At 43.9% G+C, this 12,390-nt stretch carries 11 protein-coding genes; 10 read left to right on the plus strand and 1 reads right to left on the minus strand.

All coding sequences use genetic code 11. The annotated features are described in order from the left end of the window. Positions 1-73 precede the first annotated feature (73 nt). From PWYN_RS16205 to PWYN_RS16245, 9 genes are all read left to right on the plus strand, one after another. The gene (locus PWYN_RS16205) at positions 74-676 is read left to right on the plus strand and encodes a TetR/AcrR family transcriptional regulator (protein WP_036654175.1); all 603 of its coding nucleotides are present in this window, start codon (positions 74-76) and stop codon (positions 674-676) included. A 23-nt stretch (positions 677-699) separates the two neighbouring features. Further along, positions 700-1,554 carry an ABC transporter ATP-binding protein gene (locus tag PWYN_RS16210; RefSeq protein WP_036654177.1) on the plus strand — a complete coding sequence of 285 codons (855 nt, stop codon included), beginning with the start codon at positions 700-702 and terminating at the stop codon, positions 1,552-1,554. Next, complete coding sequence (locus PWYN_RS16215) at positions 1,551-2,264, plus strand: fluoroquinolone export ABC transporter permease subunit (RefSeq protein WP_036654179.1); 714 nt, start codon at positions 1,551-1,553, stop codon at positions 2,262-2,264. Before PWYN_RS16210 ends, PWYN_RS16215 begins: the two co-directional genes overlap by 4 nt. Beyond that, positions 2,261-2,986: a hypothetical protein gene (locus PWYN_RS16220; protein ID WP_036654181.1), complete on the plus strand. Its 726-nt coding sequence runs from the start codon at positions 2,261-2,263 to the stop codon at positions 2,984-2,986. Before PWYN_RS16215 ends, PWYN_RS16220 begins: the two co-directional genes overlap by 4 nt. A 213-nt stretch (positions 2,987-3,199) precedes the next feature. Then, a complete protein-coding gene (locus PWYN_RS16225) occupies positions 3,200-4,165 on the plus strand; it encodes an NAD(P)H-dependent flavin oxidoreductase (RefSeq protein WP_036654184.1) in 966 nt (321 codons plus the stop codon). Between the two features lie 171 nt (positions 4,166-4,336). After that, entirely contained in the window at positions 4,337-5,638 is a 1,302-nt protein-coding gene (locus PWYN_RS16230; RefSeq protein WP_036654187.1) for an APC family permease, read from the plus strand. Between the two features lie 19 nt (positions 5,639-5,657). After that, complete coding sequence (comJ, locus tag PWYN_RS16235; protein ID WP_036654190.1) at positions 5,658-6,143, plus strand: competence protein ComJ; 486 nt, start codon at positions 5,658-5,660, stop codon at positions 6,141-6,143. 171 nt (positions 6,144-6,314) lie between these two features. Beyond that, a complete protein-coding gene (locus PWYN_RS16240; RefSeq protein WP_036654191.1) occupies positions 6,315-8,132 on the plus strand; it encodes a methyl-accepting chemotaxis protein in 1,818 nt (605 codons plus the stop codon). 160 nt (positions 8,133-8,292) lie between these two features. Continuing rightward, positions 8,293-9,066: a hypothetical protein gene (locus tag PWYN_RS16245; protein WP_036654193.1), complete on the plus strand. Its 774-nt coding sequence runs from the start codon at positions 8,293-8,295 to the stop codon at positions 9,064-9,066. A gap of 263 nt (positions 9,067-9,329) precedes the next feature. On the opposite strand, the gene PWYN_RS16250 is transcribed toward PWYN_RS16245, so the two are convergent. Beyond that, the gene (locus PWYN_RS16250; protein WP_052088037.1) at positions 9,330-10,346 is read right to left on the minus strand and encodes a LacI family DNA-binding transcriptional regulator; all 1,017 of its coding nucleotides are present in this window, start codon (positions 10,344-10,346) and stop codon (positions 9,330-9,332) included. 241 nt (positions 10,347-10,587) lie between these two features. Here PWYN_RS16250 and PWYN_RS16255 point away from each other — a divergent pair, with 241 nt between their 5' ends. Next, a complete protein-coding gene (locus PWYN_RS16255; protein WP_084146760.1) occupies positions 10,588-12,321 on the plus strand; it encodes a glycoside hydrolase family 13 protein in 1,734 nt (577 codons plus the stop codon). Positions 12,322-12,390: the final 69 nt, after the last annotated feature.

The raw sequence follows: 12,390 nt of genomic DNA on the forward strand, positions 1-12,390 counted from the left end.
GATGCAAGTTCAGGCGTATTCTGTGAATAAAAAATAAAAATATTCACAAACTCACAAAAGAGAGTTGATTCCCTTGCCCAAGAAATTTACAGACCAAGAACGAACTTGGATTCATGAAAAATTATTAATAGAAGGCCGCCGCTGCTTTGAAGCTCGAGGTCTAAAAAAGACAAGTGTAGAAGACCTTACAAAGACGGCTGGCATCTCTCAGGGATCGTTTTATCTATTTTTCGGTTCGAAGGAGGAGTTGTTTTTTGAAATATTACAAGAGGATGAAAAGCGAATTCGAGACACCATGCTCGAGTCGTTTAAACCAGGAGATGCCATCACTAAGGATGGGATTAAGCAATTTTTGCTGCAAGCTTTTCAATTGATGGATGACAGTCCTCTGCTGCGTCAAATGACCGTTCGTGGTGAGATGGAGCAGCTTATCCGAAAACTACCTCAAGAGATTCAGGAGAAGAATTTTGTGGAAGACAAGGATTCTTTAATGCCTGTTATTGAAACCTGGCAGGCTCAGGGAATCCTGAGCGGAGTATCTCCGGATCTAATCGTAAGTTTAATACGTGCCCTCGTCCTGTTGACGCTGCACAAGGAAGAAATAGGGGGGAAGCTGTTTCCAGCTACCTTGGAACTTCTGATTGATCTCTTAGCTGAAGGAATGGTATCAAGATAACCGGGCTGAAAGGAATGGGTCTCATGATCGAAGTCAAAGATCTTCAATTTTCGTATCCGAATCAAAAGGAGCGTACACTCCACGGGCTTAACTTTGCAATCCCGAAGGGAGAAGTATTTGGTTTTCTCGGCCCCTCAGGAGCAGGTAAAAGCACCACTCAAAAAATATTGATCGGCGTGCTGAAGGCTTATCTGGGCAGTGTAAAGGTGATGGGGAAGGAAATACGTGAGACTGGACCGGACTACTTTGAACGAATAGGAGTAGCCTTCGAATTCCCGAATTTCTATACGAAATTCACAGCTCTGGAGAACTTAAAGCTGTTCCAGTCTCTGTATTCAGGCCCAACGGCGGAGCCGATGCATTTACTCCAGCAGGTTGACCTGACTGATGCTGCCCATATGAGGGTTTCCAATTTGTCCAAGGGAATGAAGATGCGGTTGAATTTTTGCAGGGCCTTATTGAATCATCCGGATATTCTTTTTCTGGATGAACCTACCTCCGGGCTGGACCCAGTCAATGCAAAGCGAATGAAGGATCTGATTCTGGAAAAGAAAGCGGCCGGCACAACGGTGCTTATCACCACGCATAATATGCAAGCCGCAGAGGAACTTTGCGATCGGGTTGCGTTCATCGTCGACGGTCAGATTAAGTTGATTGATTCTCCGCGGGAGCTTAAACTTCGCCAGGGCCAGAAGCGAATCCTTGTTGAGTATCGTCAGCATGGTGAAATAATAACAGCGGAGTTTCCTTTTGAGGCTATAGGAGAGAATCCAGATTTCCTGCGAATTTTAAGGGAGAATCCCATTGAGACTCTTCATTCTATGGAGGCCGGCTTGGAGCAAATATTCATTGATATCACCGGGAGGCAGCTCACATGAGAACATCGGCTGCTTTTGCTCTTGATGTCCGTTTCCAGTGGCGGCACGGGTTTTATGGAATTTATATATTTGTCTGTGCCTTTTATTGGGTACTGCTTCATTTTGTTCCGGAGGTTTACAAGGAAAAGGTAATGGTTCTGCTAACCTTCAGCGATCCAAGTGCGCTTGGGCTTATTTTTGCTGGAGGAATTATTCTGCTTGAAAGAGATCAGGGTATCCATGACCCCTTATTTGTCACCCCTATTCGAACTCGGGAGTACCTGCTGGCAAAGGCAGCGTCCTTATCTATATTGTCCTTACTAGCGGCTTGGCTGATCCATCTCGTGAGCATGGGTATGCCCTTATCCCCGTTAGGCTTTTCTGCTGGTATTCTGCTGACCTCAAGTTTTATGACCCTCTTATCCATTGGAGTAGTGGCACGTTGTCAAACGGTTAATAGCTTTATTTTGCTTTCACAGGTTTATGCTCTCCCATTCGTGCTTCCTTTGCTCGGATATTTTGATGTATGGGAATCGAAGCTGTTTCTGCTCTTGCCCACAGAAGGAACTTTAAGGCTGTTAAAATCGGCATATTCTACCCTGACATTACGTGATTATTTGTATTCTATATCGATTTTATCGGTATGGAATTATGCAGTTTATGTCTGGGCTAGACGTTCCTATGAAGAGCATATTTTGATGCGGGTAGGCTCGGGAGGTGCAGGTAGATGAGGAAATACAGAGCCCTGCTTCTGAACGACATACGTCATGCCGGCCTGGATCCTGTTCTTATGGCAGGAATCTTCGGCCCGCTGGCACTTCTCTTACTCTCTAGATTCGGCTTTTCCATTGCGGAGCATTGGCTGGAAGAGCGTTATTCGTTACAACTGTTTCAGTACAGAGGGTTTGCCGTGTCCTTCCTGGTCACAGTGATTCCTATGCTTATCGGTATGATGACGGGTCTACTCATGTTGGATGAACGCGATGAGGAAGTTATAGCCTACTATGCGGTCACTCCTTTAATGCGACAAGGTTATATGATTTACAGGTTATTTCTCCCTTCTATATTGTGTACTGTGCTTTCATCTTTATATTTATTATTGTCCGGGATTGCTGAAATTCACCTAGAAAGTCTCTATGCGATTCCGCTGCTGGCTCTAGAAGCACCCTGCTTTGCCTTATTCCTGTCAGCCTTTGCTGCGAACAAGGTAGAGGGTCTGGCTCTGTCAAAGATAGGAGGCTTGTTTATAGCCGGGTCTGTGATTGTCTATTTTGTCCCGGGCGCCTGGCAGCTCCTGGGTGTATGGGTTCCGACCTATTGGCCAGCCAAGATTCTTCTCGTAGGGGCGGATGACAAGCATCTTGCAGCATTAGGTTATTTTGCTGTGGGGCTGATCCTTCATGTTGCACTTCTAACCATAATGGTAAGAGAATTTATCAAGAGGGTCGACTGAATGTGGTTCTGTTGTATATTCTTTTAATAATTAACCAATTATTATTAATAAGCGAATACGTACAGGGTGCTGAAAAACGTTGATGAAGATGACATTTAACATAGTTTTGGCATGCGCTCAGTCACATCGGCAAACAATTAACTGTGTTACCTTTATAGCTATTACTCCTTAGAGATTTGAAAATGATCTACAAATAGTGAAAGAGGTGCTTCATTGAAACTTCCAACAATCCAATTCGGGCATATTAAATCCCAGGTTCCTGTTATTCAAGGTGGAATGGGTGTAGGCATATCCTTAAGCGGACTAGCTGCCGCTGTAGCCAAGGCAGGCGGGATCGGTACCATTTCCGGTACGGGTATCACTACTGATGAACTTAGAATGCATATTCGCAAAACAAGAGAACTCTCCCAAGGGATTGGATATATCGGAGTAAACGTGCTTTTCGCAATGAAGGATTTCGCTGATAAAATGAAGGCTGCTCTGGAAGAAAAGGTGGACTTTATTATTTCCGGGGCCGGAATTTCCAGAGATATTTATGCTTGGGGCAAAGAATATAACACACCTGTGGTGTCCATTGTTTCATCCGCTAAATTAGCCAGAATCTCTGAAAGGCTGGGAGCCTCTGCGGTCGTAGTAGAGGGTTTTGAAGCAGGGGGCCACCTAGGGACAGATAGATCTATGTTCGATATCCTTCCTGAAGTGGTAGAAGCCGTTTCCATTCCGGTGATCGCGGCAGGTGGTATTTTAACCGGGGATGATATTGCAAAAGCTCTGCGGATCGGTGCATCCGGTGTTCAAATGGGTACTCGTTTTGTGGCAAGCCATGAATGTGATGCTCCCCTGTCCTTCAAACAAAAGTATGTAGATGCTCAGCAAGGTGATACCGTATTAATCAAGTCTACGGTGGGACTGGAAGGAAGAGCCATTCGAAATGAATTCACAGATCTAATTAGTGATGATGGCAAAGTGAAAATTGCTAAATGTCATGATTGTCTAAAGGTTTGTTCTTATCGCTTCTGCACCATGGAATCTCTTCTAACCTCACTAAGAGGAGATGTTCAGAACGGGCTGGTATTTGCCGGGTCCAGAGTTCATGAAATTAAAGAAATTTTATCTGTACAGCAGATTATGGATAAATTAATGAATGAGTATCAAGGGGCTATGATTACAACGGGATAAAAATCCTCATGATAGCTAACTATCGAACACCTACGTTTGGGATTCCCAAGCGTAGGTGTTATTTTTTTCACAAACCTATTGAAAGAAAGAGTAAATATAAATTATAATTATGCAATGCTTTAACGCTGGAGTGTGAAATTACTTATTAAGAGGAAGGATTTATGATTATTTATGCAGAACAACAAGACACTTAAGAAATCTATAACCTTTATTGAAGCCATGGCTATCGTTGTGGGAATGATTATTGGATCGGGGATCTTTTTGAAGCCGGGAATTGTTCTTAGCAATGCCGGCACACCTACAATGAGTATATTGGCATGGGTAGTTGGGGGTGTGATTACACTGGCTTCTGCACTGTCGGTAGCGGAGATTGCAGCAGCTATACCTAAATCTGGTGGCCTGTACACCTATCTTAGTGAATTATACGGCGGTGTGTACGGTTATTTATTAGGATGGGTACAAGCGGTCATTTCGTATCCGGCCTCGGTTGCAGCCTTAGCTATTGCCTTCGCAACCTATTCCAGTTTTTTTCTACCTATGAATGATTTGCAGCAGAAGCTGCTTGCCGTAGGGATCCTGATCTTTATTCTGATCATGAATGCCATCTCGACCAAATGCGGGGGGATCATACAGACGATTGCTACGGTAGGCAAACTTATCCCGGTGATTGGGATTGTGGCTTTCGGACTTCTCTCCGATCTGGCCCCGGGTTTTAGCGGTATACACACCTCCGTGTCAGGCGCAGGATTTGGCGTAGCGATACTAGGCACATTATGGGCATATGACGGCTGGATCGGTGTGACTAATATGGCGGGAGAAATAAAGAATCCTGCGAAAACACTGCCAAGGGTCATTTCCATAGGTGTTATCTTTGTCATTATTGTGTATGTACTCTTTAATATGGCTATATTCCAGGTGCTGCCTTATGAGGCTATTGTCTCTTCAAAAACTCCGGGTGCAGATGCGGCAGAAGCTCTATTTGGAAACGGTGGAGGAGCCTTTATTACTGCGGGAATTATTGTTTCGGTCTTGGGAGCGCTGAACGGTTATTTAATGACAGCAGCTCGGGTACCTCAGGCTATGGGTGAGAAGGGACAAATTCCATTTTCGCGGACATTGAGTAAAATTCATCCCAAATTCCAGACGCCTGCTAATGCTCTTATTTTTCAAAGTGTACTGGCTATCATTTATATTTTCTCTGGAACGTTTGATACTTTGACGGATTTACTTGTTTTTGTATTGTGGATTTTCTTTACCATGGGTGTCTTCGGCGTTTTTATTCTAAGAAAAAAAATGCCGGCAGAAAAAGGACGCTACAGAGTGCCGCTGTATCCACTCACACCAATCATTGGTGTTGTAGGGGGTCTGTATATTCTGGTTAGTACCATTATCAGTGATCCGATTCGATCGTTTGTCGGTATTGGTATCACACTTGTGGGGCTCCCGATTTATTTTTATATGAATAAGAAATAATGGGGAGGAGCTTGAATATATGGATTCAACACCCGTTACCCAAGAAGTAGACATGATCCTATCTCATCATCAGCTTCAGGTTCGTTCCCGCGATTTCAATGAGGACTTTTGCCAGTGGGGAGATATAAATGTCGCACAGGGAGTCATTCTCCATCCGGGTTACATTACCCTGGATCCCTTATTGGAGGATACCTTCGGAGCGTGTGTAAAGCTCAGCTTAAGGGATCAATTTCAGGAAGATGGGCTTGCTCAGCGGCGTTTGGTTGTACCCTTCGAAGTAATGGAGCGTGATCGGCTGGAGGTTCTTTCGGTTCAGAAGAGCTTTCCTATTGAGCTCCCCTTAGAGAATGGGAATTACGCACTGTATTTTGAGATCGCCGTGGATAAAGAAGTATACTGCAGACTCACGTTTGTTGCCACAGAAGAACGGATACAGCCGAAGTTCCTTATGAACGATGACTGGGGTGCAATTGAGGATCAATTAATCGTTGAAGGCTATAGGTAAGTGAAGTGAATAATTAATTTACACCGACGCTTGGGATTCCAAGCGTTTTTTTGTGCCATGATTTACGCTTCTCATACAAAACTGTGCATATCCATTAATATCGGACTTCTATAATTAAGCTATGGCAACAATACTAGTGTGCCTTGATACATACTATGGAGGTTGATACAGTTGAAGGGAAATCGCATGCATCTTTCCATGAAGTGGAAGCTAATTCTAAGCTTTTCTGTCGTAACCCTCATTTTTTTGGGAGTGGCTCTTTATCAGGGCTATCAAATCGGACAGGTAGAAGGTTCTATGGAAAGGCAAAAAACAGAGATGGAAAAAAGAATTACCGTTTCTACAATTACCCAATTCCTGCAAGAGTTGAACGGTGTGGAGAATTCTCTAGCCAGTTCTAGCGATCTGGAGTTGGTCATTACCTTCAAGGAAAAACAAAAGAGGTTATTGGATGAGCTCTCCAAGGTGGATTTTGAAAAAGGCTCACCCGGTTATGGAGAACTACAACTTCTGGAAGCCCAAGTTGGAGAATATACCGGTTATTTTGATGGCTTAGTTCAAACTATGGGAGATGAGGATTTGGATCCCATGACTGTTTTAGAGCAAATAGATGATATACATACTAAGGCGCAGTCCTTAAATCAAGCAATGCTGGTGAACAACGAGAAATTATATGAAGCTGCTGCCGAAAAAGCACAGCAGGCTCAAGTCCACTCTTTTACATTATTAGACCGGACAGCCTCTGCAGCGGTTTATGCAGCCGTACTCGTATTCCTTCTTACGCTGGTAATTGCTTCGTTGCTAATCCGTTCTTTCCTAACTCCCATCAATAGACTGCAGGCTGCTGTACGCAAAATATCCGAGGGTGACCTGCGACAACAAATTAATTCACCGTATAATGATGAACTGGGACAATTGAGTCACCACTTTGATCACATGGTAGAACAGGTGCGGGACATGCTTCAGCAGACCCAGTCGGTGGCTTCGTCGCTTGCAGCATATTCGGAGACTTTTCAACATTCATCATCCATTACAGCCCATACTAATCTGGATATTGTTAGAACCATACAAGAAATCTCTGTGGGAGCGGATCAACAGGCCGGACAAACCGAGCAGAGTGCCAGCTTCATTCAGGAACTGGTTCGTGAAGTCCAAGAGATTACGGCCTACACCGGGGACATGCTGGAGACCAGCCATACAGCTAATTTGAATACGAGAAAAGGATCGGCGGCAGTCACTGCTTTGCGGGAAGTATCTGAGCATTCGCGTGATTCTGTGGGGAAGGCGTATCAAGCTTTGAACAAGCTGGCAGAGCAATCAAAGGATATTTCTAGAATTACAAATTCAATTATGGAGATTTCTTCGCAGACGAACATTCTTTCCTTGAATGCGGCTATAGAAGCTGCTCGGGCAGGGGTATATGGCAAGGGATTTTCTGTGATTGCTGATGAAGTTAGACAGTTGTCTGATCAAACAAAAGAGTCGTCGAGTCATATCAATGATATTATCAACGAATGGCTGGTCGGGATGGCTGACTTTCAGAGCTATATGTTAGACACTAGAAAAAATCTGGAAGAACAGGATCATAAAGTGGCAGAGACACTTTCTTCGTTTGAAGCCATTGATCAATCCATAGAAGCGATCAGCAAGCAGATTGGACAGATCCATGTAAAGGTTGATTCCACACAGTCTATGAATGCCAAGCTTGCGGAGTCCGTTCATTCTGTGGCTTCTATTGCCGAAAAGACAGCCGCAGGTGTTCAGGAGGTTAATGCCTCTAGTATTCAGCAGGACACTGCCATTCGCGACATTGCCCGCCAAGCTGTTGAAATAAATGAAATCTCGCAGAAGCTATTCCGTGAAATCAATGTGTTCAAGATTAATGGTGGAGCTGACGATGAGATCGAGGGGAGAACAATCCTTATTGCGGATGTGAGTAAGGACACACCGGGTTCGTATAGAACTGAGGAAGTATATAAGTCAGCTTAGAGAGCTAATTTTAATCCACTGAAATTCAGCTTGACGATAAGTTCCTCTTTATGTTATTTTTGCTCTAACAAAAAGGCAATGAAACCTATGGGTTCAACCTCGTGCAGAACGGGGTTGGGCCCTTTTTGTTGTCGATTCATGTAGATGAAGGGGGTTCAGTATGCGCAGACAAGAGTTATTGCTTCTCAGGCTGGATGAAATCGGAATAGCGCTTGAAGTGAGAAGGGAGGCGTTACTGTTGTTAGGTCTAGGTTCAGTTGGTGTTGAGACTCATCGATTAGATGAATATTCTGATTTGGATTTCTTCCTGATCGTTGCGACGGGTGCTAAGGACAAATTTATCAATCAATTAGATTGGCTTGAAGATGCCTGCCCTTTAACGTATTCTTTCAAAAATACTAAAGATGGTTATAAGGTGATGTTCGAGGATGGGATATATGGAGAATTTGCAGTTTTTGAAGAGTCGGAACTGAAGGGTATCTCCTTTTCCGGAGGTAGGGTAGTGTGGAAGGCTTCAAATTATGAATGGAATACCGAGTTTGAATCTACTGTAGACTTTCCCAAACTAAAAGCAGAATCGGTGGATTATGTTGTTAACGAAGCCTTAACCAATATATATGTAGGGCTTGGAAGATTTGCAAGGGGAGAAAAACTCTCCGCCACCAGGTTTATTGAGAGCTATCCGGTAAATGGAATCTTATCTGTCCTGCATTTATTGGAGCCGGAGGTAGATTGTTATCCGGATAAGTTCAGTAATGAGAGAAGGGTTGAACAGAGATTTCCTGAATTCTCAAAACGTATGGGCAGCTTGATGCAAGGGTATGATAGCGTTCCTTATTCGGCTTTGGAGTTGTTAAGTTACTTAGAGGAGTTTTACCCTGTAAATGAAAGAATGAGTGCTGAAATACGTAGATTGGCCCACGAACTGATTTAACATAAGTAATATCCATAAAGTTGTAGACTGACACCCTTAAATAAAACAGCGGCAGCCTTGGACGGGAAAAACAGTCCTAGACTACCGCTGTTTTATTTAGCACCAATATCTTTCTGGCCAATCATCCCCGTAAATTACTGGAAACATAATTAACCCTCCTTTTGGCTATAGTGGGTTCAATTCAGTTCAATGTGAGTATTTACCACCAAAGGGGTGCTCTTGAAACGCATTAATCAATTAGCTTCATCCGCTGCGGGGACATTTTATTCTGTACTTTCTCTTACCATTAAATAATGGGCGACATTTGAGTGGTGGGGAGTAACGGTTTCACCTTTAATTAGCTTAATAAGATGACGTGCAGCCGTCATGCCAATTTCAGTCCCTGAGTACTCTACCGATGTCAGGTTAGGTCGGACAATGGAAGCCATGAAGCTGTTATCGAAACCAATCACGGAGATATCTTCTGGCACACGTAAACCGATATCATGTAGATAATTCATCGCACCTACGGCCATCCAGTCTGTTGAACAGAATACCGCGGTAGGCCGAGACGCTCTCTCCATTATTTTTCGCATGGCGGTACTCCCATCCTCCACGGAGAAACCGCTTTCTACAACCCATTCCTCCCGCGGGGGAATCTGTGCGTCCTCAAGGGCTTGTCGATATCCCTGATAACGATCACCGCCAACAGCACTTTCTCCTGAGGCACGAATCATAGCTATTTGGCGGTGCCCCCGTTGAATCAGATAAGTTACGGCTTCATAAGAGGCAGTGACATTGTCTAAGTGAACGGAAGGGATCGCGGAATTCGGAGATTGCTGCCCGGCAAGTACACAAGGGGTACCGGTCTTGTGTATCATCTCTGTGTGTTCCTTCTCCAACACTGATCCCACAAAGATATTTCCTAGGGTTCTAAGCTCATGAAATAGATTGAAATAATGAAGCTCACTCTCGACGGTTCCGTCGGTAAGGCCCACTATAATGTCATACCCGTACAATTCTGCGATGTTTCGAATACCAATACTGAAATCATCGAGTACGGTATTGCTATTGTGCGGAATAATGATGCCGATCAGATGGGTATTCCCTCTTGTCTCTGCTTCACCGAGTACATCCGGACGGTATTTGGTTTGTTTGATGGCCTCCATTACCCGTTTCCGTACATCCTCATTTACAGGTTTGCTGTTATTTACCACCCGGGATACGGTGGATATGGAAACGTCGGCCATTTTGGCTATATCTTTGATGGTTATTTTCAAGACGATCACCAGAACTTTCAATCACGATTTTCTAATGTATTCAGCATATCACGTATAACTGTAAGAATTCAAAAGATATGTGTTGACTAGGAAAATAAAAGGTCATATAATAGCGCTGCAGGAAAAATATTTCCCATAAAATACACATATACATTTGAAACCAAAGTTAATTTGAGGAAATAAAGTTCAATAAGGATAATAAACCAACTAAACGGGAAAATATTTTCCTGAATATACTATAGCAATTAGAGGAGAGCATACTGTGAACAGAATATGGTGGAAAGAAGCGACTGCTTATCAGATCTATCCGCGCAGCTTTATGGACAGCAATGGAGACGGCATAGGAGATCTGCAAGGAATCATATCTAAGCTTGATTATCTCAAGGATTTAGGAATAAACGTGATTTGGATTTGCCCGATTTATAAATCTCCGAATGATGATAATGGGTATGATATTTCGGATTATCAGGACATCATGGAGGAGTTCGGCAGTATGGAGGACTTTGATCAGTTGCTGCATGAGGTCCATATACGTGGCATGAAGCTGATTCTGGATCTTGTCATCAACCACACCTCAGATGAACATCCATGGTTTATTGAGGCAAGTTCTGACAAGAACCACCCGAAAAGGGATTACTATATTTGGAGTGATCATAATAACGGGGTAGAGCCGAATAACTGGGAAAGTATATTCAGCGGATCAGCTTGGGAGTTGGATCCTCAATCCGGGCAGTATTTCTTGCATGTGTTCTCCAAACGTCAGCCTGACCTGAACTGGGAGAACCCCGAAGTTCGTAAGGAGTTGTACGGTATGGTTAACTGGTGGCTGGATAAAGGAATAGACGGCTTCCGAGTGGATGCGATTTCGCATATTAAGAAGGTACCTGGTTTTCCAGACATGCCGAATCCATTGAGTCTACCTTATGTGCCTTCCTTTGAGGGACATATGAACCGTGAGGGAATCCATGATTTTCTCCAGGAGTTGAAGGAGGAGACCTTTGACCGCTACAATGTTATGACGGTTGGCGAAGCGAGTGGGGTGAATGTGGATCAGGCAGAGCTCTGGGTAGGTGAGGAACAAGGGAAGTTCAATATGATTTTTCAATTTGAGCATTTGGCACTTTGGAACAAAAGTACAACCGGGGGCCTCGATGTAATTGCCTTGAAATCCGCACTGTCCCGCTGGCAAAAGGGTCTTGAAGGTAAAGGTTGGAATGCGTTGTTTATTGAAAATCACGACCAGCCGCGTTCCGTTTCAACATGGGGTAACGATGATTCTTATTGGAAGGAGTCAGCCAAGTCATTGGCTACGATGTATTTTCTTATGCAGGGGACTCCGTTTATCTACCAAGGCCAGGAAATCGGCATGACGAATGTCAAATTTGACTCGATGGATGATTATGATGACGTGGCTATGAAGAACATGTATCGAATCGAGAGTGAGGCCGGTAAGAGCCACGAGGAAATAATGCAGGTCATTTGGAAGAATGGACGTGACAACTCCAGAACACCGATGCAGTGGGATGACTCCAATAACGCCGGATTCAGCAGTGATACTCCCTGGATGAAGGTCAATCCGAATTATACAGAGATCAATGTTGAGCGAGCGCAGCAGGACCCAGATTCTATTTATCATCATTATAAAAAACTTATCACTCTGAGAGCCGCCAATCCCGTTGTTGTCTACGGAACTTATGATCTGATTCTGCCTGAGGACGAGTCCATCTATGCGTACACAAGGACATTGGAGAATGAGAAGCTACTTGTCATGGCCAATCTTACCTCCCAAGAGGTATTGTTTGATCTTCCGGCCGACCTTGAATACATTTCCTGTGAACTACTTCTCCATAACTATAATACCGATCCGGCGGAGCGCATAGAGACCGTTGCATTAAGACCCTACGAATCCAGAGTATACCTTCTGGAATGTGCAGCGGAAGAAGAGATTAATACAAACGTCACGGCAGAAGTAGAAAAAGTCGGACTCTTACAATAAATAATGAAACAGCCGGGCAGAAGGAGTTCATCCTTTTGTCCGGCTGTTTTTAGGTATTTTCAAATGAGA

It is taken from the genome of Paenibacillus wynnii, assembly GCF_000757885.1.
GTDB lineage: Bacteria > Bacillota > Bacilli > Paenibacillales > Paenibacillaceae > Paenibacillus_AQ > Paenibacillus_AQ wynnii.